The sequence below is a fragment of the Limnohabitans sp. B9-3 genome (assembly GCF_002778325.1).
GTDB lineage: Bacteria > Pseudomonadota > Gammaproteobacteria > Burkholderiales > Burkholderiaceae_C > Limnohabitans > Limnohabitans kasalickyi.
In genome coordinates this window covers 68,889-89,515 of the sequence record NZ_NESI01000001.1, presented here as the reverse complement: position 1 = coordinate 89,515, position 20,627 = coordinate 68,889, and the positions used below count along the sequence as shown (strand labels likewise).

The window sequence follows — 20,627 nt, the reverse complement described above, 5'->3', positions numbered from 1 at the left end:
AATGGTACCAGTATTTGGTACTGGAAGGTTTGGCAGATGAAACGAATTGTTTGGCTAGTTCGTTTGTTTTAGTTCAGGTGCGGCTTGTGTTTTTTACGAGCCATTTGCAAACAAGGCATCCAACGCCTCAATCAAGGCCTGCTGCGGTCTGTGCAAATGCACCCCAGCTCCTGGCGTGTGGATGCCGCGCAAAAACATGTAGATCGCCCCGCCCATGTGCTGGTCGTAGTCGTAGTTGGGCAGGCGCACTTTGAGCAAACGGTGCAGGGACAAGGTGTAAAGCACGTATTGCACGTCGTAACGTTTGTGCAGCACGGCGTCTTGCAGGGTGGCCGAGTCGTAGTTGGGGAGCTTGTTGGACTTGTAGTCCACCACCCAATAGCGGCCATCGTGCTGCAGCACCAAGTCGAGCGAGCCGGTGAGCATGCCTTGCATCACGCGGGCTTGCAGGGCGGGGCGAGGTGAGCCCTCAAACACATGGGCTTGGATGTGTCGGTCCAGCACGGTGGCGGGCACATGGCTGACCTCTAGGTTGAACTCCATCTCGGGCCACATGTGCTCGCGCTTCAGTTGGCCCAAGGTCAGCGGTGAGGCGTTCAGTTCATGAAGTGGCAGCGGTGTTTGCACCACGGCTTGCAGCCAAGGCGTCAGCTGCGCGCTTTGTGCGTCGTCGAGTTGCAGCCAGCTGGCTTTGCGTGCGAGCAAGTCGGCCCAGGCTTGTTGCGCCCACGCGGGGGCTTGGCCCTCGGCCACAGGCCACTCGTTTTGTGACAGCCAGTCCAACAAGTCGTGCAACAGTGTTCCGTAGCGCGCACCCGCCGGAAAGGTTTGCCACGGACTGATGCTGTCGGGATCGGGCGCAAGTTCAGGCGCGATGGCAGCTGCTTGATGGGCCAAGCTGTCAGACCGCACATCGTTCAGATCGTCCATTTTTGCGTCGGTGATCGCATCAGCCACGGCTTCGTCGCGTTTGGATTCGGACACCAATCCCCGCGTGATGGCGCTGAAGCTCGCCGTCCACCACAGGCTGTGGTGGGTGCGCGTGGGGGTGCGCGCGTCTTGCGCAGCGCGGGTGGCTGCCGGTGCTTGGTAGGCAATGTGTTGCACCTCAGGCAGTGCAGCCACTTGAATGTGTGGGCAAGGCCCCCACAAGGTGTGGAGTTGGGGCCCCAAGTCGCCACGCGTTTGGCGGTCTAGCAACAGCGACAACGCGCTGCGCTTGAGGGTGCCTTTGTCGGCGTTGCCACTCACATCGCTTTTGGTTTCTGCCACACCCAGCCACAAGCCGCGTTGCGCCCGGGTGAGGGCCACGTACAGAAGGCGCATGTCCTCTTCTACTGATGAGGCGGTGGGGTCGCTGTCGTCCTCGGCTTCGTCGTCTTGGGCGTAGTTGGTTTTGGCTTTTTTCTCCACACCAAAAGCGCCCGCGAAGGGCACAAACACCAGCGGGTACTGCAAGCCCTTGCTCTTGTGGTAAGTGATGACTTTGACACACAAGGCGTCGGTTTCTAAGCGCGCCTGTTGGGTGTCGTTGTCGTGGTGTGGCGATTGAATTTGCTCGCCCAAGTAACGCACCAAGGCGTGTTCGCCTTGCAAGCTTTGCGCGGCGTGTTGCAGCAGTTCGCCCAGATGCAGCAGGTTGCTCAAGCGCCGGTCGCCGTCGGGTTGCGCCAACACACGTTGCGCGACGTGCTGGCCGTGCAGCCATTGGTGCAGCATGGGCAACACGCCGTGTTGTTGCCACAGCGCATGCCACTGGTGAAACTGGTCAAGCAAACGCTCCCATGACGCTTCGTCTTGCGTGGTGGCCAGAACCTCTTGCAAATCAAGTGCCCACAAACGGCTGCCCACCGCGGCACGCACCCACGCGGTTTGTCGGGGCGAGGCCACTGCGCGCAACAGACGCCACAGGTCGGTTGCCTCAGGCGATTGGTAAACGCTGGTGTGATCCGACAAATACACACTGGGAATGTGGCGCGCACGCAGCGCGCCACGCACGGCGTCGGCTTGCGCCTGGCTGCGCACCAGCACAGCCATATCGCCTGGGGTGGCCGCTTGGGCATTCAGCAGGCGTGCCATTTGGTCGGCAAACACGGCTGCGGTGTGTGACAAGTAGCTGCCAATTGACACGGTGTCGCTCTCGCCTTCAGGGTGCATTTGCCACACGGTGAAGGGCGGTTGCTCGGCGCCATTCACCACAAGCGGTGCTTGCTGGCCTTGTGCCGTCACTTCAACAAACGCAATCTCGCCTTGTGCCGATGCAAATGGTTGCTTGGTTTGCATGAACACATGGTTTACCGCTTGGACCAAGCCCTCGCTCGAGCGGTGATTGCCCGTGAGGGTGTGCAGTGCATCGTCTAGTTTTTGCCCATCGTCCGTGTAGGTTTGTGCATCGGTGCGCGCTTGCAAGTACGTGCCTAAGTCCGCGCCACGAAAGCTGTAGATGGCTTGTTTGGGATCGCCAATCATCACCAACGCGTTGGCTTCTGAGCAGGCTTCGGGCGCGTAGATACGATTGAGCGTGCCGTACTGCCAAGGGTCGGTGTCTTGAAACTCGTCCACCAAAGCCACGGGGTATTGCTGGCGAATGGCGGTGGCTAAGCGGCCGTCGTCCGCCATGACGGCGTGGTGCAGGTTCTGCAGCAGGTCCGAAAAGTCAAACGCGGCGCGCTGCGTTTTGGCCGCCTTGTAGGCCTCGCCCACCGCGTGTGCGGCGTGCAGGGCGATCAGCTTGGTGGTGCTGGGCTCTGCGTCTAGCGTGTCGATGTGATCGGCCACGGCGGCAAAGAAGGCAAAGCCTTCGGCCTCGGGCCAACCTTTGTTGTGTAGCGCTTGGGTGGTGAAGCGCTCCAGCACTTTGCGGTCTTCTTTGTCATTGCTGGCATTTTGGCTTTGCGTGGCCCACGCTTGCAGCACCTTGAGCCAGTTGGCGAAGTAGTCAGCGCGTAAGCCTTTGATTTTTTTCTGCGCACCTGCATCTTGCAGGGCATGCAACACGGCCTCGCTCCAGGCTTGGCGTGCGGCTTGTGCGGAGGTTTGCACTTCGGCTTGCCAAGCCATGTGTGCGGCCACGGCTTCGAATGGGTTGGTGATGGGCTCGGCGACTGCACGCGGTGTGCGCTCTTGCTCTCGCCACATGTCGCTCAAGGTTTTTAACAGTTGGTCCGGGTCTTGGCCGATGAGCGGGGTGATGTGCTTTAGGGTGTCGGCGGGTAAGGGGTAGAACCATGCACGCCAATAGTCTTGGACCAGTGTGAGTTTGAGTTCATTAGCATTTTCTAGCCGCGTTTGCTCAAACAAGTTTTGGCTCTCCAGCGCGTGCTGCATCAGCATGCGCCGCGACCACCCGTGGATGGTGTAGATGGCGGCATCGTCCATCCACTCAGCAGCGCAGTTGAGTTGCAGGGCGCAGCGGGGCCACAAGGCTTCATCAAAGCTGTCGCGCAATTCGACCAAGAAACCATCCACCTTCAAACGCTCAGGCAGTGGGCGGTTTTGGGCGCTCAGGTCAAAGTAGGTGGCGGCTTGGCTGAGTCGAGAGCGAATGCGCTCGCGCAGTTCAGCGGTGGCGGCATCGGTGAAGGTCATCACCAAAATTTGGGGTGGCAGCAAGGTCTCGGTACGTTCGTGGCCCAACACCAAGCGCAGGTAGAGCGCGGCGAGGGTCCACGTTTTGCCGGTGCCTGCGCTGGCTTCGATGACTTGACGGCCTTGCAGCGGCAGCGTGAGGGGGTTGAGCGTTTTCATGCGTGGGCCCCTTGGGTGTCCCCGTCATCGCTCAGGTGAATGACCTTGGCAGCGTTGTGCATGGGGGCATACAAGCGCTCGGCCCATGCGGGCAGGGCGTCGGCCACCTCGTCAAAGCGGTTGAACACACGTTGCAGGGCGGGTGAGTCTGGGTATTCACCGCGCTTTTGGTGCGCGCCGTTGAAGGTGGTTTTGGCTTTGCCTAAGGGGTCTTTGCCGTCGCCTTTGAGCGCCAGCCAATAAGCGCAGGCCGTTTTGGCGGCGATGGGCAAGGGCAGTGCCCAGGCTTCTTGGTAAGCGTTGCAGAGGTCTTGCAGCAGGGCTTGGGCGGCGTCGGCTGCGATGGGTTGGAGTTCGACGGCGGCATCAAACCCAATTTGCACGCTGGTGGTGGGTACACCGCTGGCACAGGCCGCTAAGTGGTGCAGCCAAAGGTGGCCGAGTGTGTCGAGCCGCGCTTGTTGGTTTTCTTTTTTGCCTTCGGTCACCGCACCGGGACGCAGGGCTACTTGCAGCCATTGCGTGCTGGCGTTGGGTGTATCGGTGTTGCTGCGCCACCAGCTTTGGCCGTTGGCCCACTCGGCACTTAGGCGGTTGGGACCCAGTTGCCAATGGGCGGACTGCACGCTCAGCACATGTGGCCATTTGGGTAAAAGCGCCTCGAGTTGGTCACGCAGAGTGTTGCGGTCTTTGAGCAGCAGGTGTTGCTGCGCTTCACCAAAGCCGGCCAAAGCCAGCTGGCCAGTCAGTCGCAGTTGGGCGATGGCTTGCTCGGCATTGTCAGCTTGGGCCATGCTTTGGTTGAGTTTGTATTTCTCCAGGCCGTCCAGCGAGAAAGGCTCTTCTTGTTCAGCAGCTTCTTCAGGTTTGTCGAGGCGTAAGCGCAAGCGGTCCACCAAGAACACGTCCACCGGCTGCTTGAGCAAGCGCTGCAAATGTTGCAGCGTGAGTTCGGCGGGAGCGGTGGAGTTTGCCGCCGAGGCCTGCACAGTTGGGTGGACAGGTCGCTGGGCAAGTAAATCAGCAGGTCGAGCCCGTTGCCAATCTGCCGCGTAGGTCTCAAAGCCCGTGCCTTGTGTGAAGTACTTGGGTGAGAAAGCTTGCAGCGGCTGTAGCTGGTTGTGGATGTCAAACGCAGGCAAGTCTTGGCCGTTGTCTGCGTCTTTGCCGCGCGTCCACACGGCATTGAGGTAGTCCAAGAGTTGCGCCACCAGCACTGAGGGTGGTTTGATTTCATGGTCCGTCGTGCGTCGGCCTTGCCAGCTGATGTAGAGCTTGTCGCGGGCCGAGAGCAACGCCTCTAAAAACAAATAGCGATCGTCTTCGCGGCGTGAACGGTCGCCTGCGCGCCAGTGTGATTGAGCGCTGCCTGCGTGTGCGGCATCGCTCATCAAATCAAAGTCGCGTGGGGTTTGGCTGCGTGGGTAGTCGCCATCGTTCATGCCCAGCAAGCACACGCACTTGAAGGGGATGGAGCGCATGGGCATGAGCGTGGCGAACTGCACGCCGCCGCCAAAGAAGCGGCGTTGCATGGCGGGCTGTTGCAGTTGGGCCATCCAGTGTTCGCGCACCACCACCAGGGGCAATGGGCTGTCGAGGCGGGCCAGTTGGCATTCGGCCAGCCAGGTTTCTAGCGGTGCCATCACGCGTTCGATCAACCGCTCATCCGCTTCGTCGCTGGCCTTGAAGAACAAAGCGACGAGCTGCTGCAACACCGCCACCCATTCGCTGGGCGTGTGGTCTTGGCGCAGTTTGATCAGCGCCATTTGTGTGTGACGCAGCCATTGCAGCAGGCCATCGACCACGCGTGCGTCGAGTCCACCTAGGCCCGGCTGGGGCAGTGTGCCGAGCCAAGGGGTGTGCCATGTGTTGTACATCTCGTGCGTGTGTGCAGCATCCTGGCTGTCCGTGCCTGACGCGCCTGTGGCGTAGCCCAGCAGTAAACGCTCGATGCCAAACAGCCAACTGTTTTGGTTGGCGTCGGCCATGTCGGGCGCCATGCCCCACGGTTTGCGGTGTGGTGCGTCTAGGCCCCAGCGCACGCCGGCGTCGGCCAGCCAGGTGTCGAGCTGGGCCACCTCGTGTTCATCCAGGCCAAAACGTTCGCGCACGGCAGCCACTTCAAACAGGCTCTGCCACTCCACGCGTGTCACGCGCAGTTGGGGCAGTTGCAGCAGGGTGTCTAGCGCTTGCACCAGCGGTTCGGTGCGTGGCGTGGTGTCGGCCACGGTGTAAGGCAGGTGGCGCGGGTCATGAGCTTGGGCATGATGGGCGAAGCGGCCAAACACTGCATGGATGTGCGGCGCAAAGTTGGCCATGTCGGGCACCATCACCATGATGTCGGCGGGCTTCAGGGTAGGGTCGGCATCCAGCCACGCCAGCAGGCGGTCGTGCAAAACTTCGACTTCGCGCTGTGCGGAGTGCGTTTGCACAAAGGCAATGCTGGTGTCGTTGTCTTGTACTTGCGCGGGCGTGTCTGGCACTGGATCAAGGTTGAGCAGGGACGACTGCAAGTGCTCCAACATGTGAGGCTCACGGCCATGGTCTGCGGCTGACTCGGCTGGGTCCACAAACACATCCACACGGTTGAACTGCCCTTTGTATTGGTCTACGTCGTCAAAGCCATCGAGCAAGTGCAAATAGTCGCGGCCATGTTTGCCCCATGCGGCCAGCAGGGGGTGGGTGTCGGTGTGCAGTGTGTATTGGTCGGCTTCTGTCAGCGAGCCATCGTCTTGCGGCACGGGCAAACCGGCTTTGTGCGCTTGGCGTTGCTTGGAGAGTTTGGCCAGTGGCACACGGCTTTCCACCACATGGCCCCAGTAGTGTTGACAGGGGTTTTGCACCAGCATGAGCACTTGGCACACGCGGCCCAAAGCGGCCAGCGCTTGCACGGTTTGCATGGGCAACGAGGTCACGCCAAACACCAGGATGCGATGCGGCACACCCGCAGGGCGTTGGGCCTTGCCTTCGCTGAATTCGTGGAGCGATGCCATCTTGGCCATGAACGCCTCATGCACTTTGGCACGTGAGCTGAAGCTGTGTGGCTTATCGGCATCAAGCGTGGCCAGAAGCGTAGGCCGTAGCACTGCCTTCACTTCTGCGTCAGCCTCCAGATCTTTGAGCAAATCGCGCCACAGCTCGGGTTGCCAGTTTTGTGCGGGGGGGAGTGGCGGGATGAAGGCGGAGGCGTGATAGCCAGCTTGTGTGCGCAGTTGGTCTTGGCCAAGGGCCCAGTCTTCCAACCAGTCGGCACGGTAGTTTTGGTAGCCGTCTAGCACGTCGGCCAGCTGCGCCGCCAGCTGATAGGCGCGGCGGTTCATGGGCGACGCTTCGTTGTTCTCTTTTGATTCAGTTTGGCTGAGGTAGTTGTTGAGCGGCGCAAAGTTGGGCTTAGCGAGCAGCACAGGCAGCATGCGCATGATGCGCCAAACCAGCGGGGACTTGTCCAGCGGCATTTGGGCGGGCACGCTGTCTGGCCCCAGCACTGCGCGGTAAATCTGCCACAGTTTGGCAGACGGCAGCTCGACCTGCGTAGCCGCGCAAATGCCTAAGTCTTTGGCCAAGGCCAGCTCTAGCCAGTGCTTCATGCCGTTGCTTTGCACCAGCAACACTTCGGGCGCGAGCACGGGCAGCGGGTGATTGCGGATGAACTGCACCGCCAACTCGCGCAGGCCCTCTAACTGGTTGCTGTGAAGCACCATAAAACCGGTGGCGTGAGGGCTAGACATGTGGGGAAGAACGGTCGAAAAAACGGGCGAATGATGGGTGTGGGTCAGTGAGCATACTGGATGGCTACCTCACACGGCTGCGGCAAGTTGCCGCCGATTCAGCGTGCTGTGCTCTGCCATACTTTGCACCTTAAAAATAACTTCGGTGGTGTGCCTCTGCGTGACGGCTGCATCCTTTTCGGGACCTTGCGTTTGTGACTTATTACAACGAAATTTTCTTCGTTCTTTTTGGCTTCATCTTTTTGATTCTTGCCATCAGCAGCGCACCCTTTTACCGCAAAGATGCGATTGAACGGCAAAGCCTGCTCCTTGCAGGCATTCCTTTGGCGGGGGCGGTGTCGTATTTTCTTTTTTTGATCGCGCCAGTGACCTCGCTGGGATGGCTCACGATTGCCAACATGTGTTTGATCGCCTCCACCTTGGGGGGCGCTTTGTTGGTGCGCAAGTGGCGTGATGTGGAGAGTCAAAAACTGTGGGCCGTACTGGCTGTGTTGTGGGTGATCACTGGCATCGTCTTTGAGTACTTGCGTGTGTCGGGCACTTTTGAGCAGCGCGTGGTGTTGGTCGTTTCGTGGATTGTGGTGTCCGGTGCTTGGACGTGCGTGGAGACCTACCGCCTGTATAAAACCAAGAAATCTTTCTTCATCTTGGGCTTGATGGTCTTCACCGCAGCTTGGGTGGTGGTGAATTTCTTGCGCTTGTTGTCGGTGGTCATGAGCGACTGGGAAATTTTTGATCTGTATCAAGAGCCCCTGACCTTAGTTCTTTTCCGGTTTATGTCGGCAGCGCTGCACCTTTTTTGTCCCATTTTCATGCTGGCTTACAGCAGCGAGCGGCTGAATGCACAAAGCCTTGCGTTTCAAAAAGAATCACAGAACACCCAATTGGTCAACGCTGAGCTGACCCAACTTGTGCGCGAACGTGATCACATGCTCATGCTCAATTCCCGTTTCTCGACACTCAGCAGTTTGGCCATGTTCAATTCGGCCATCGTCCACGAGTTGAGCCAGCCTCTGACAGCGCTGACCTTGACCCTGCATGACATGCACTATCTGGCCAAAGACGTGGATTCCTCATTTCAAGGTGCCTTGGATGAAAGTGTCAATTTGGTTCAAAAAATCGGGCAAATGATCCACAGTTTGCGTCGTCTGATGTTGGATCAGAAGCCTGAACTTCAGACCTTTGACCTGGGTGCATGTATTCAAGAAATCTTACCGATTTTGAACAACGAGTCCCGAAGCCGCACCATTGAATTCACAGGGCCTGAGCCCGATCAAGTCTTGCATGTCTTGGCCCACAAAGTCTTGTTGGAGCGTATCTTGTTCAATTTGGTGGCCAATGCCATCGACGCTTTGGGCAACCCAAGCGCTCGATCCCACACACCACGCATTGAGTTGTTGTTACACCCGCTGATGCGCGATAACCGTCCGCACGTCAGGGTGTGTGTCAACGACAACGGCCCGGGCTTTGCGGACCACTTGTTGACCGAAGCGTGGATGCATTTTCAGTCGACCAAGGCCACGGGCATGGGGGTGGGGCTGATCTTGGGGCGCCATATCCTCAACACATGGCAGGGTGAACTGCTTTTAGAGAATTTGCCATCTGGGGGTGCCAGTGTGCAGCTGTGGTTGCCGCTGGCTGAGGCACCCGGATGCTGCTGAGCTCAACTGCGTTAACTTAGAAACCATCCAACCACGTTGTGTGTGTTATCGCACCGACAAAGCCCACTTCACTATGCACGATACAGACATCACTCACTTTTGGTGTCTATTTATGAAAATTCTTGTCCCTACCGATGGTTCTGCTTGTGCATTGCGCGCCGTTAAATACGCGGCCACTTTGCGTCCCAAGCCCTCTGTCACCCTGATCTCGGTGCATGACGACGTGGGCCTCAGACATTTGAAGAAATTCATGCCCAAAGGCACCGTGTCTGACTATTTGCGCGAACAAAGCGACAAAGAGTTGAAGTCGGCGCGCGCCGTGTTGGACAAGGTGGGCGTGCCCCACGACATCATCATCAAAACTGGCCATGTCGCCGAAGAAATTGCCAAGGCCGCCAAGGTTGGCAAATACGATTTGATTGTGATGGGGGCCAAAGGCCGCTCTATTTTGAGCGACATGCTGGTGGGTTCGGTGGCTCAGCGTGTATTGGAAATCACCAAGGCACCGCTGACTTTCATCAAGTAACTGGGCTGAGTGCACAGCCCACTTCCTGACTCAAGCCCTAAATTAGGCCTTGGGGCGCCACATGCGAAACAGCTGCTCGGGGCCCACGGTGAAGTAGTCGGCTGGCCCGCCGCCGCGCAACACATGGTCGGCACTGGCGGTGTCGTACACGCCGTCTTTTAGCAAGTGTTGGGCAATGTGCACACCCACCACTTCGCCGAGTACCAGCCAGGTCTGTACTTTTTGTTGGTCGATGCCTTCCAGTTGCACGATCTGTGTGCAGCGACACTCGAACGACACAGGGCTCTCAGCCACCCGCGGAACATCCACCACGCGTGAGGGTGCGGGGGTGAGGCCTGCCAATTCAAATTCGTTCACCTCCGGCCCGACGGGCGCGCAAGTTTGGTTCATGGCGTCAGCCAAAGGGCGCGTGACCAAGTTCCACACAAAGCTGCCGGTTTCCTGCACGTTGCGCAGCGAGTCTTTGGCCCCAATGCTTGAAAACCCCACGATAGGCGGGATGTAGTTGAAGGCCGTGAAAAAACTATAAGGCGCCAAGTTCAACACACCTTGCGCACTGCGGGTGGACACCCAGCCAATGGGGCGAGGGCCAACAATGGCGTTGAAGGGGTCGTGGGGCAGGCCATGGCCAAGGCGAGGTTCGTAGAAATGAGTCATGCAGCAACGATAAATCGAAATGGGGTATGGCCTGTTGTTGCCAACAAAAAACTTCTCATCATTAAGAGTTATAAAGTATTAAAATAAAAAACAAATTAATTCTTAATGAAGTTTTATGGCCATTCAATCTTCTTGGGGTTATCTGTTTTTCGTGGCTTTCTGCTTCGCAGGTAGCGCCTTACAAGTGCACGCCAGCACCGCACTCAATCCCGCTTCGCAAAGTTGTTTAGATGCTGGCGGCTCACTGCGCATGGGGGGCAGCAGCCATTCCAACCGACTCCTGTGCAAATTGCCTTCTGGTCTGGTGTGCGAGCGCTGGGCATTGCGGCGTGGTGAGTGCGGCAGCAAAATCGCCCAAGCTGCACCGTCGATCGATTCGACCTTGAAGCCTGCGTCTTTGCGGACGCAGTGAGTAATGAGCCGACAAAGGCTGCTGATTTAAATCAGCATGCCCTTTGTCTCAATGAATGCCATCACCGCATTCAACCCATCCAGCGTTCTCAAGTTGGTCATCACAAAAGGCTTCAGGCCCTGCGCGTTGGTGCGCATGCGGATGGTGTCGGCTTCCATCACCGACAAGTCGGCACCCACGTAAGGGGCGAGGTCTGTTTTATTGATCACAAACAAGTCGCTTTTGGTAATGCCGGGGCCACCCTTGCGAGGAATTTTTTCACCGGCTGCGACGTCAATGACGTAAATCGTCAAGTCGCTCAACTCGGGGCTGAAGGTTGCTGCTAAGTTGTCGCCACCGCTCTCGATAAACACCACGTCCGCATTGGGAAAGTCGACCAACATGCGGTCAATCGCCTCGAGGTTGATCGACGCGTCTTCACGAATGGCGGTATGCGGGCAACCACCCGTTTCCACGCCCATGATGCGTTCGGCGGGCAAGGCGCCGCTCACGGTCAGCAAGCGTTGGTCTTCTTTGGTGTAGATGTCGTTGGTGATGGCGACGAGGTCGTATTTGTCGCGCATGGCTTTGCAGAGCATCTCGAGCAAGGTGGTTTTGCCAGAGCCCACGGGGCCGCCGATGCCCACGCGCAGAGGGGGAAGTTTCTTGGTGCGGTGTGCGATGTTGTGCAAGTTATTCATGATCTAAACAGTCTGGAATATTGGGTTTCGTGCTGCGCCGAAAGGATGGCCAGCATGGGGGAAAAGGCTTGGCGTGTGTCGTCGTTCACTTGCATGGCATGCCTGACGGCTGGCCCGATGTGTTGGGCCAGCTTTGTCAAAATGCGCTGCCCCGAGTTTTGACCGAGTGGTACCGATTTGAGGGCAGCTTGCACCATGTTTTCTGCCCAGCCGAACGCATAGGCTTGCAAGCATTGTTCGATGTCAGCGCCTGTGCGAGACAGCGCCAAGGCAAACATCAACGGGTAAGTGGGCACCCAGCGGTTGCACAGCGCGATGGTGTCAGCGTCGATGGCGTCTTGGTTGCGCAGCCATTCCAACATGGAGCGGCCCATTTGCTCGCTTTGCAAACGCAGCTCGGCGCTTTCGCGCGTGGCGTGCACCCATTGGCTCAAGGTCTGCAAGCGTGCATCATCGCGTCTCTGCCACGCGATGATCATTTCACCGAGAACCGCCATATCGCCACGCGACTGCGTGATGTGAAGCTGATCCACCAACCATGCCGCCGCGCTGTGTTCGTCATGCACAAAGCCATGGTCGATGGCCGCTTCTAAACCTTCGGAATACGAAAAGCCGCCAATTGGCAACGCGGGGGATGCGAGCCAAATGAGTTGCAGCAGCGCGGGTGTGCTGGCAGTCGCTGCGATGGCAGCGTCAGTGGTCATGCTTGCAGTTTGGGCCGTGCACATGGCCATGACCGTGCTCACGATGTGCAGCGTGTTCGTGTTCATGCGCATCGTCGTGCGAATGGTCATGCCCATGCCCATGCCCATGCCCATGCCCATGCCCGTGGCTGCTGTACGCGCCACCCTCTGGCTCGAACGCTTCATGCACCGTGACCACCGTCATGTGCATGGCGCGCAACATATCGGCCAGCACATGATCCGGTTCGATCTTCAAATGATCGGGCTTGAGTTCAATGGGCACATGGCGGTTACCGAGGTGATAAGCCGCACGGGTTAAATCAAAGGCCGAACCGTGCTCTGAACACGCGGTGATGCGCAACACCTCTTGCGGGGCTGCTTGCACGCGCACAAGCGATCCGTCTTCCACCACCAACACATCGCCACCACGCACCAAGGTGCCACGCGGCAAAAACACGCCCAAGATGCGGCCCGTGGAGTCTGTGGCGTCGAAACGGCTTTTTTGCCGCACGTCCCAATCGAGCTCCACCGTGGCAGCGCGTTTGACGAGTGCAGCGGCCAAACCTTGGCCGCCAGCGATTAATTTAGAACAGGTGAGCATCAGAAAAAATCAGAATAAGAAATAGCGTTGAGTCATGGGCAAACTCACCGCGGGTTCGCAGGTGAGCAGATGGCCATCGGCGCGCACCGCATAAGTTTGGGCATCCACTTCCATACGTGGCGCGTAGTCGTTGTGAATCATGTCACGTTTGCCCACGCTGCGAATGTTCTTCACCGCACTCAGGGTTTTGTGCAAACCAAACTTGCTGCCAATGCCCGCCGCCAACCCCGCCTGCGAGACAAACGTCAGGGAGCCACGGTGCAGCGCACCGCCATACGCGCCAAACATCGGGCGGTAGTGCACGGGTTGCGGGGTGGGAATAGATGCGTTCGGGTCACCCATCGCCGCCATGGCGATGAAGCCACCTTTCAAAATGATGCTGGGCTTGATGCCAAAGAACGCGGGCTTCCACACCACCAAGTCGGCCCACTTGCCCACTTCCACGCTGCCCACTTCGTGGCTGATGCCGTGAGCAATCGATGGGTTGATCGTGTACTTCGCGATGTAGCGTTTAACGCGGAAGTTGTCATGGCGGTCAGAATCGCCAGGCAACAAGCCACGTTGGGCTTTCATCTTGTGCGCGGTTTGCCAGGTGCGGATGATCACTTCACCCACACGGCCCATGGCTTGGCTGTCGCTGCTCATCATGCTGATGGCGCCTAAGTCGTGCAAGATGTCTTCGGCCGCAATGGTCTCGCGGCGAATGCGGCTTTCGGCAAAGGCCAAGTCTTCGGCTATCGCAGGGTCGAGGTGGTGACACACCATCAGCATGTCCACATGCTCGTCGAGCGTGTTCACCGTGTAGGGGCGCGTGGGGTTGGTTGAGCTGGGCAACACATTGGCCTCGCCCACCACTTTCAAAATATCGGGCGCATGACCACCGCCTGCACCTTCGGTGTGGAAGGTGTGGATGGTGCGGCCTTTGAACGCAGCCACCGTGTCTTCCACAAAGCCCGACTCGTTGAGCGTGTCGGTGTGGATGGCCACTTGTGTGTCGGTGGCTTCGGCCACGTTCAAGCAGTTGTCAATCGCGGCGGGTGTGGTGCCCCAGTCTTCGTGCAGCTTCAAACCAATCGCACCGGCGTTGATTTGCTCATGCAATGAATCGGGTAAAGCGGCGTTGCCTTTGCCCAAGAAGCCTAGGTTCATCGGGAAGGCGTCGGCCGCTTGCAACATGCGTTCGATATTCCAAGCGCCTGGCGTGCAGGTGGTGGCAAAGGTGCCGGTGGCTGGGCCCGTGCCGCCGCCAAGCATGGTGGTCACGCCACTGGTCAAGGCTTCTTCAATTTGCTGGGGCGCAATGAAGTGGATGTGGGTGTCCACACCACCGGCGGTGACGATGTTGCCTTCGCAGCTGATCACCTCGGTGCCTGGGCCAATGACGATGTCCACGCCCGGTTGTGTGTCGGGGTTGCCCGCTTTGCCAATGGCCACGATGCGGCCCCCCTTCAAACCAATGTCGGCCTTAACGATGCCCCAGTGGTCGATGATGAGCGCGTTGGTCATCACCGTGTCTACAGCACCGCCAGCTTGTGGACCCGTGCCCGAGCCATCGCGTGTGCGTTGTGATTGCGCCATGCCATCGCGGATGGTTTTGCCGCCACCGAATTTCACTTCTTCGCCGTAGCCACCCGCTTGCAGTGTGAAATCTTTTTCAACCTCGATGACCAAGTTGGTGTCTGCCAAACGCAGACGGTCGCCCACGGTGGGGCCAAACATTTCTGCATAGGCGCGTTTGCCGATCGTTGCCATCAGATGTTTCCTTTGCGCGGCGCATCGACGGCGCCTTTGTCCACGGCGCCATTCACCAAACCGCGAAAGCCAAACACTTGGCGATTGCCACTCAGGTCCACCAATTCGACCGTGCGTTGTTGGCCCGGCTCAAAGCGTACCGCTGTGCCTGAAGCGATGTTCAAACGCATGCCGTGTGCAGCGTCGCGGTCAAAGCGCAAACCTGCATTGGTTTCCGCAAAGTGGTAATGCGAGCCCACTTGGATGGGGCGATCACTGGCGTTTTGCACCACGAGGGTGTGCGTGCGTCGGTCAGGGTTGAGGACGTGTTCGCCCTCGTCAATCAAGAGTTCTCCGGGTGTCATACGTGCCTCGCGTGTTTATTTGCCGCGACCGGTGAACCACCAGACGATCGCTGCGGCGACCGCGATGGACACGAAGCCCCACACATCGGTGGCGTGGTAATGCGAGGCCCCTTCAATGCCGTGGCCTTCGTGGGCGACAGCGAGTGAGGGCAAGAAGGGCAGAAGGCGAAGGCAAGCAGCAAGACGTGGCATGGTGGGGTTTCCCAAAACGTGGGTCAAAAAAAATTCAAAGGATGGGTTGGTGGACGGTCACCAGCTTGGTGCCATCGGGGAAGGTGGCTTCAACTTGGATGTCGGGAATCATCTCGGCCACGCCGTCCATCACATCGGCACGGGTCAGCACGCTGCGCCCGGTACTCATGAGTTGCGCCACGGTTTTACCGTCGCGCGCACCTTCCATGACAGCAGCGCTGATGAGGGCCACGGCTTCGGGGTAGTTGAGCTTCAGGCCACGGGCTTGTCGGCGCTCGGCCAACAAGGCGGCTGTGAAGATCAAGAGTTTGTCTTTTTCGCGGGGTGTGAGTTCCATAGTGCCTCAGAGTATGCAACTTGTGTGCCTTCTCAGTGAACTCAGACGCGTCCATGTTGTGACAACTTTGGTGCACATCCGCCGTCTTGGTGCATGCACCAACGTGCGTCATCCTGCGTTCTCTGTGTTTATTTTGGTGCGAACTTCTTGATGTGATCAAAGTTGGTGCGTCCCTTCATTGCCAAGCTTGTGATGGTTTTGCTTCATATAGATGCTTGCTTTGACGTCTAGGCAAAACGCAAGTTGGCACAAGCTTTGCAATAGGTCTTGCAAGCGAGTGAATCTCATCCCCGCTGAACGCAACCTAATTTTTTGGAGTGAAACCCATGATGAATCGTCGAGGAAACCTCAAGGCCCTGGCCGCAGCCGCAGCGCTGTCGGTCGGATCGTTTGTGATTGCGCCACAGGCGTTCGCAGCTGACACCATCAAAGTTGGCGTGCTGCACAGCTTGTCGGGCACCATGGCTATTTCGGAAACCGTGTTGAAAGACACCGTGTTGATGGCCATTGACGAAATCAACGCCAAGGGTGGCGTGCTGGGCAAAAAGCTCGAACCCGTGGTGGTCGACCCCGCATCAAACTGGCCTTTGTTTGCTGAAAAAACCAAGCAGTTGCTGACCCAAGACAAAGTCTCCGTCATCTTCGGCTGCTGGACCTCGGTGTCTCGCAAGTCCGTGTTGCCAGTGGCTGAAGAGCTCAACGGTTTGTTGTTCTACCCCGTGCAATACGAAGGCGAAGAACTCAGCAAAAACGTGTTCTACACCGGCGCTGCACCGAACCAACAAGCCATCCCCGCGGTGGACTATTTGATGAGCAAAGACGGCGGCGCTGCCAAGCGTTGGGTCTTGTTGGGCACCGACTACGTGTACCCACGCACCACCAACAAAATCTTGCGCGCCTACCTCAAAAGCAAAGGCGTGAAAGACAGCGACATCGACGAGAAGTACACCCCCTTTGGTCACTCGGATTACCAAACCATCGTGGCTGACATCAAGAAGTTCTCTGCCGGTGGCAAGACGGCTGTGGTCTCCACCATCAACGGTGACTCCAACGTGCCCTTCTACAAAGAGCTCGGCAACGCAGGCTTGAAAGCCAAAGACGTGCCCGTGGTTGCTTTCTCGGTCGGTGAAGAAGAGTTGCGCGGTGTGGACACCAAACCTTTGGTCGGTCACTTGGCGGCATGGAACTACTTCATGTCCATCAAGAACCCCACCAACGATGAGTTCATCAAGAAGTGGTCTGCTTACGCCAAGGCCAAGAACATCGCCGGTCACAAGGACAAGCCTTTGACCAACGACCCGATGGAAGCCACCTACATCGGCGTGAACATGTGGAAGCAGGCGGTGGAGAAAGCCAAGTCCACCGACGTCGACAAAGTCATCGCAGCCATGGCAGGCCAAACCTTCCAAGCGCCAAGCGGCATCACCTCAAAGATGGACGAGAAAAACCACCACTTGCACAAGTCGGTGTTCATTGGCGAGATCAAGGCTGACGGCCAGTTCAACGTGGTCTGGAAGACCCCCGGTCCTGTGAAAGCCAAGCCATGGAGCCCGTTCATCGAAGGCAACGACAAGAAGCCCGATGAGCCTGTGAAGAAGTAAACCCTCTCCAAGGGATGAACTTGGGGGAGGGCTGGTGCCCTCCCTTTTTCTTTTTGGAACCTCGATGACCCGAATTTCTTCTTTCTCTTTGGCAGCCCTCGCCTTGAGCTGTGCCGCGTTGTTTGCCTCCTCAGCCATGGCGCTGACCACAGAGCAAACCCGCGCCTTGACGATTGGTGACACCGATGCCCGCATCACCGCGCTGCAACAAGCGCTGGCGTCGCCGGACGAAAAAACAGCAGCCTTCATGCAAGCCATGGCGGACGATGCTGTCAAAGTCAACGGCACACAGGTGCTGATCGTGCGCGATGGCAAAGCGTCAGACCCCGTGACTGGGGAAGCGCAAGCGCTGCCCGAGGCAACAGAAGACGTGATCAACAACAACCGCATGCGCGGCGAGATTGACGCCGCCTTGGCTGCGTTGCAATTGCTCAGCCCCGATGCCGCCTTGCGACTGGCCGCCACCAAAGCCATGTTGAAAGAACCCGATCCGACCAAGCTGGCCATGCTCGACAAAGCGTTGGCCGATGAACAAAACGCCGGCGTCAAAACCCAAATGCTGCTGGCCCGAGCCGCAGTCATGCTGAACAGCACGGACGCGAAGGAACGCTTGGCAGCTGCCAAAGCCTTGGCCGACAGCCAAACTCCCGATACCCAACTCTTGCTCAACCAACGTTTGAGCGAGGAGCAAGACAAGCCAGTGCGCAGCCAATTAGAAGCGTCGCTCCGCACCATCCAAGCTGCGCTCAACTGGGGCGAAAAGCTGGGGGCCTTGTTCACCGGCATCAGCTTGGGGTCTATTCTTTTGCTGGTCGCTTTGGGGCTTGCCATCACCTACGGGTTGATGGGCGTGATCAACATGGCACACGGCGAATTGATGATGATTGGTGCTTACGCCACCTACGTGGTGCAAGGGCTGTTCCGCCAGTACTTGCCAGGCATGTTTGACGCGTATTTGTTGGTAGCCGTGCCTGCTTCGTTCTTAGCCGCAGCCTTGGTGGGCGCGGTGTTGGAGCGCTTGGTCTTGCGCCACTTGTATGGCCGACCTTTAGAGACCTTACTCGCCACATGGGGCATCAGTTTGGTGTTGATGCAAGGCGTGCGCAGTGTGTTTGGTGCGCAAAACGTGGGTGTTGAGAACCCCTCTTGGATGAGCGGCGGCGTGCAGCTGCTGGCCAATTTGTCACTGCCCTACAACCGCTTGGTCATCATCGGTTTTGCGCTGTTTGTGTTGGTGGGCATGACGCTGTTGATCAGCAAAACGCGGTTGGGATTGTTTGTGCGCGGTGTGACTCAAAACCGACCCATGGCCTCCGCCTTGGGGGTGAACACAGCCCGCATTGACACCTATGCGTTTTCTTTGGGTTGCGGAATCGCCGGCTTGGCCGGTTGTGCCTTGAGTCAGATTGGCAACGTGGGTCCTGACTTGGGGCAGAACTACATCGTGGACGCTTTCATGGTGGTTGTGCTGGGTGGCGTGGGCCAACTGGCCGGCACCGTGTATGCGGCGATGGGCTTGGGGCTGATGAACAAATTGCTCGAAGGCGTGGCGGGCGCTGTGCTGGCCAAGATTGCCGTGTTGGTTTTCATCATTGTGTTCATCCAAAAACGCCCACAAGGTTTGTTTGCGATGAAGGGCCGAAGTGCCGAGGCTTGATATGAACACAACAACAACCATGACTACTGCGATGCAACTCCCTGAACCTGCTCCTTTGATGAGTCGCCGTGCTTGGGTGGCTTTTTTAGCGGCCCTCATCACGCTGTGTGCGGTGGTGCCTGTGCTCAACCTGTGGGTGCCCGAGGGCAGCCTGTTCCACATGAGCGACTATGCCGTGGGCTTGGTCGGCAAGATCATGTGTTACGCCATCTGCGCCTTGGCGATGGACTTGATTTGGGGCTACACCGGCATCTTGTCGCTGGGCCACGGCTTGTTCTTTGCCTTGGGCGGCTATGTGATGGGCATGTACCTCATGCGCCAGATCGGCACCGATGGCAACTACAAAAGCAACTTGCCCGACTTCATGGTCTTCCTCGATTGGAAAACCTTGCCTTGGCACTGGACCTTCAGCGACAGCTTCATCGCCACCTTGCTGCTGATCGTGTTGGTGCCCGGCGTGCTGGCTTGGGTGTTTGGCTACTTTGCCTTTCGCTCGCGCATCAAAGGCGTGTACTTCTCCATCATCACGCAGGCGCTGACGTTTGCCGCCATGTTGCTGTTCTTCCGCAACGAAACGGGCTTTGGTGGCAACAACGGTTTCACCGATTTCAAGCGTATCTTGGACTTGCCGATCGCCACCCCCACCATGCGCATGACCTTGTTTGTCATGACCAGTGCCACCTTGCTGGGTTGCTATGTGTTTGCCCGCTGGTTGGTGCAAAGCAAGTTTGGCCGCGTGTTGCAAGCCATTCGCGACGCCGAAAGCCGCGTGATGTTCTCAGGCTATTCACCCTTGCCTTACAAGTTGACCATTTGGGTGATCTCGGCCGTGATGTGCGGCATTGCGGGCGCGTTGTATGTGCCGCAAGTGGGCATCATCAACCCCAGCGAAATGAGCACGGGCAACTCGATTGAGATTGCCGTGTGGGCCGCAGTCGGCGGGCGTGCTTCGCTGATCGGCCCCATCGTGGGTGCCTTCTTGGTCAACGGCATGAAAAGCTGGTTGACCGTGACGGCCCCTGAGTTTTGGCTGTATTTCTTGGGTGCGCTGTTCATTGGCGTGACCCTGTACATGCCCCACGGTGTGGTGGGTTTGGTTCAAAAACTCAGCTCTAAGAAACAGGCAGGAGAAAAAGCATGACCCCCGATCTGTTTGAACAAGGTGCTGAGCGCTTGGCTACACACCAAGCCCGCGTGGTGGCCGAGGTGACCTCCGGCGACCGAAGTGCCAGCTTTGGCCGCATTCACGAGGCCGGCTCGTTGGATGTGACCCACGGCCGCATCTTGTACTTGGAAGACGTGCATGTGAGCTTCGACGGTTTCAAGGCCATCAACGGTTTATCGTTGGATATTGCGCCTGGCGAGTTGCGCTGCATCATTGGCCCCAACGGCGCGGGCAAGACCACGATGATGGACATCATCACCGGCAAAACCAAACCCGACTCGGGCCAAGTGTTCTTCGGCAGCACCATCGATTTGTTGCGCCACAACGAACCGGAAATTGCGCAACTGGGCATTGGGCGCAAGTTCCAAAAGCCCACCGTGTTTGAGCAGTTGAGCGTGTTTGAGAACTTAGAGCTGGCCTTGAAAACCCACAAAGGTGTAGCGGCCTCGATGTTTTTCAAACTCAACGGCACACAGCGTGACCGTCTGGGCGAGGTGCTTAAAACGATCAACCTTGAAGACAGCGTGAGCCGTCAAGCGGGCAACCTCAGCCACGGTCAAAAGCAATGGCTGGAGATTGGCATGTTGCTCATGCAAGACCCCAAGCTCTTGCTGTTGGACGAACCCGTGGCTGGCATGACCGACTACGAGACCGAGCGTACCGCCGAGTTGTTTTTGGCGCTGAAGGGCAAGCACTCGCTGATGGTGGTCGAGCATGACATGAGCTTCATCAACACGATTTCTGACATCGTCACCGTGTTGTGCGATGGCTCGGTGCTGGCGCAAGGTACGCTGCCGCAGGTGCAAGCCGACGAGCGCGTGATTGAGGTGTATTTGGGGCGCTGAAGTGCCACCCCAAGTCCATCAGCCCAAGAACGAGACACA

The 20,627-nt window shown here is 57.9% G+C and carries 17 protein-coding genes; 7 read left to right on the top strand and 10 right to left on the bottom strand.

Annotation, left to right across the window (positions count from 1 at the left end):
- Positions 1-93: 93 nt before the first annotated feature.
- Both recB and recC read right to left on the bottom strand, forming a co-directional pair.
- The gene (gene recB, locus B9Z42_RS00420; protein WP_100131369.1) at positions 94-3,747 is read right to left on the bottom strand and encodes an exodeoxyribonuclease V subunit beta; all 3,654 of its coding nucleotides are present in this window, start codon (positions 3,745-3,747) and stop codon (positions 94-96) included.
- Entirely contained in the window at positions 3,744-7,475 is a 3,732-nt protein-coding gene (gene recC / locus B9Z42_RS00415; protein WP_100131368.1) for an exodeoxyribonuclease V subunit gamma, read from the bottom strand. Before recC ends, recB begins: the two co-directional genes overlap by 4 nt.
- 194 nt (positions 7,476-7,669) lie before the next feature.
- On the opposite strand from recC, the gene B9Z42_RS00410 reads away from it, so the two are divergent.
- Together B9Z42_RS00410 and B9Z42_RS00405 are read left to right on the top strand one after the other, a co-directional pair.
- Positions 7,670-9,136, top strand: a complete 1,467-nt coding sequence (locus B9Z42_RS00410; protein WP_100131367.1) for a sensor histidine kinase — start codon at positions 7,670-7,672, stop codon at positions 9,134-9,136.
- Between the two features lie 112 nt (positions 9,137-9,248).
- On the top strand, positions 9,249-9,662 hold the full coding sequence (locus B9Z42_RS00405; RefSeq protein WP_100131366.1) for a universal stress protein: 414 nt from the start codon (positions 9,249-9,251) through the stop codon (positions 9,660-9,662).
- A 42-nt stretch (positions 9,663-9,704) separates the two neighbouring features.
- On the opposite strand, the gene B9Z42_RS00400 is transcribed toward B9Z42_RS00405, so the two are convergent.
- Positions 9,705-10,319: a flavin reductase family protein gene (locus B9Z42_RS00400; protein ID WP_100131365.1), complete on the bottom strand. Its 615-nt coding sequence runs from the start codon at positions 10,317-10,319 to the stop codon at positions 9,705-9,707.
- Between the two features lie 115 nt (positions 10,320-10,434).
- Here B9Z42_RS00400 and B9Z42_RS00395 point away from each other — a divergent pair, with 115 nt between their 5' ends.
- Positions 10,435-10,731, top strand: a complete 297-nt coding sequence (locus B9Z42_RS00395; protein WP_100131364.1) for a DUF333 domain-containing protein — start codon at positions 10,435-10,437, stop codon at positions 10,729-10,731.
- Positions 10,732-10,757: 26 nt separating this feature from the next.
- On the opposite strand, the gene ureG is transcribed toward B9Z42_RS00395, so the two are convergent.
- The 7 genes from ureG to B9Z42_RS00365 are packed head-to-tail and all read right to left on the bottom strand — an operon-like array spanning position 10,758 to position 15,320.
- Positions 10,758-11,411 (bottom strand): urease accessory protein UreG, encoded by a 654-nt coding sequence (gene ureG, locus B9Z42_RS00390; protein WP_100131363.1) that lies wholly within the window; start codon positions 11,409-11,411, stop codon positions 10,758-10,760.
- Positions 11,408-12,115, bottom strand: a complete 708-nt coding sequence (locus B9Z42_RS00385; RefSeq protein ID WP_233203495.1) for an urease accessory protein UreF — start codon at positions 12,113-12,115, stop codon at positions 11,408-11,410. Before B9Z42_RS00385 ends, ureG begins: the two co-directional genes overlap by 4 nt.
- Complete coding sequence (ureE, locus tag B9Z42_RS00380) at positions 12,105-12,695, bottom strand: urease accessory protein UreE (RefSeq protein WP_100131362.1); 591 nt, start codon at positions 12,693-12,695, stop codon at positions 12,105-12,107. Before ureE ends, B9Z42_RS00385 begins: the two co-directional genes overlap by 11 nt.
- Positions 12,696-12,704: 9 nt before the next feature.
- Positions 12,705-14,447 carry an urease subunit alpha gene (gene ureC, locus B9Z42_RS00375; protein ID WP_100131361.1) on the bottom strand — a complete coding sequence of 581 codons (1,743 nt, stop codon included), beginning with the start codon at positions 14,445-14,447 and terminating at the stop codon, positions 12,705-12,707.
- Positions 14,447-14,791, bottom strand: coding sequence for an urease subunit beta (locus B9Z42_RS00370; RefSeq protein WP_100131360.1), 345 nt, complete (start codon positions 14,789-14,791; stop codon positions 14,447-14,449). The genes ureC and B9Z42_RS00370 overlap by 1 nt, the downstream gene beginning before the upstream one ends.
- Positions 14,792-14,806: 15 nt before the next feature.
- The gene (locus B9Z42_RS16245) at positions 14,807-14,983 is read right to left on the bottom strand and encodes a hypothetical protein (protein ID WP_158235876.1); all 177 of its coding nucleotides are present in this window, start codon (positions 14,981-14,983) and stop codon (positions 14,807-14,809) included.
- Positions 14,984-15,017: 34 nt separating this feature from the next.
- The gene (locus B9Z42_RS00365; RefSeq protein ID WP_100131359.1) at positions 15,018-15,320 is read right to left on the bottom strand and encodes an urease subunit gamma; all 303 of its coding nucleotides are present in this window, start codon (positions 15,318-15,320) and stop codon (positions 15,018-15,020) included.
- A gap of 329 nt (positions 15,321-15,649) precedes the next feature.
- On the opposite strand from B9Z42_RS00365, the gene urtA reads away from it, so the two are divergent.
- From urtA to urtD, 4 genes are all read left to right on the top strand, one after another.
- A complete protein-coding gene (gene urtA / locus B9Z42_RS00360) occupies positions 15,650-16,921 on the top strand; it encodes an urea ABC transporter substrate-binding protein (protein ID WP_100131786.1) in 1,272 nt (423 codons plus the stop codon).
- A gap of 64 nt (positions 16,922-16,985) precedes the next feature.
- Positions 16,986-18,578: an urea ABC transporter permease subunit UrtB gene (gene urtB, locus B9Z42_RS00355; RefSeq protein ID WP_100131358.1), complete on the top strand. Its 1,593-nt coding sequence runs from the start codon at positions 16,986-16,988 to the stop codon at positions 18,576-18,578.
- A gap of 1 nt (position 18,579) precedes the next feature.
- Positions 18,580-19,719 (top strand): urea ABC transporter permease subunit UrtC, encoded by a 1,140-nt coding sequence (gene urtC, locus B9Z42_RS00350; RefSeq protein WP_233203470.1) that lies wholly within the window; start codon positions 18,580-18,582, stop codon positions 19,717-19,719.
- On the top strand, positions 19,716-20,588 hold the full coding sequence (urtD, locus tag B9Z42_RS00345) for an urea ABC transporter ATP-binding protein UrtD (RefSeq protein ID WP_100131357.1): 873 nt from the start codon (positions 19,716-19,718) through the stop codon (positions 20,586-20,588). The genes urtC and urtD overlap by 4 nt, the downstream gene beginning before the upstream one ends.
- The last annotated feature ends 39 nt before the right edge of the window (positions 20,589-20,627 follow it).

Coding starts and splice junctions, on each gene's coding strand:
- recB (WP_100131369.1), bottom strand. CDS start 3,747: ATGAAAACGCTCAACCCCCTCACGCTGCCGCTGCAAGGCCGTCAAGTC.
- recC (WP_100131368.1), bottom strand. CDS start 7,475: ATGTCTAGCCCTCACGCCACCGGTTTTATGGTGCTTCACAGCAACCAG.
- B9Z42_RS00405 (WP_100131366.1), top strand. CDS start 9,249: ATGAAAATTCTTGTCCCTACCGATGGTTCTGCTTGTGCATTGCGCGCC.
- B9Z42_RS00400 (WP_100131365.1), bottom strand. CDS start 10,319: ATGACTCATTTCTACGAACCTCGCCTTGGCCATGGCCTGCCCCACGAC.
- B9Z42_RS00395 (WP_100131364.1), top strand. CDS start 10,435: ATGGCCATTCAATCTTCTTGGGGTTATCTGTTTTTCGTGGCTTTCTGC.
- ureG (WP_100131363.1), bottom strand. CDS start 11,411: ATGAATAACTTGCACAACATCGCACACCGCACCAAGAAACTTCCCCCT.
- B9Z42_RS00385 (WP_233203495.1), bottom strand. CDS start 12,115: ATGACCACTGACGCTGCCATCGCAGCGACTGCCAGCACACCCGCGCTG.
- ureE (WP_100131362.1), bottom strand. CDS start 12,695: ATGCTCACCTGTTCTAAATTAATCGCTGGCGGCCAAGGTTTGGCCGCT.
- ureC (WP_100131361.1), bottom strand. CDS start 14,447: ATGGCAACGATCGGCAAACGCGCCTATGCAGAAATGTTTGGCCCCACC.
- B9Z42_RS00370 (WP_100131360.1), bottom strand. CDS start 14,791: ATGACACCCGGAGAACTCTTGATTGACGAGGGCGAACACGTCCTCAAC.
- B9Z42_RS16245 (WP_158235876.1), bottom strand. CDS start 14,983: ATGCCACGTCTTGCTGCTTGCCTTCGCCTTCTGCCCTTCTTGCCCTCA.
- B9Z42_RS00365 (WP_100131359.1), bottom strand. CDS start 15,320: ATGGAACTCACACCCCGCGAAAAAGACAAACTCTTGATCTTCACAGCC.
- urtA (WP_100131786.1), top strand. CDS start 15,650: ATGAATCGTCGAGGAAACCTCAAGGCCCTGGCCGCAGCCGCAGCGCTG.
- urtB (WP_100131358.1), top strand. CDS start 16,986: ATGACCCGAATTTCTTCTTTCTCTTTGGCAGCCCTCGCCTTGAGCTGT.
- urtC (WP_233203470.1), top strand. CDS start 18,580: ATGAACACAACAACAACCATGACTACTGCGATGCAACTCCCTGAACCT.
- urtD (WP_100131357.1), top strand. CDS start 19,716: ATGACCCCCGATCTGTTTGAACAAGGTGCTGAGCGCTTGGCTACACAC.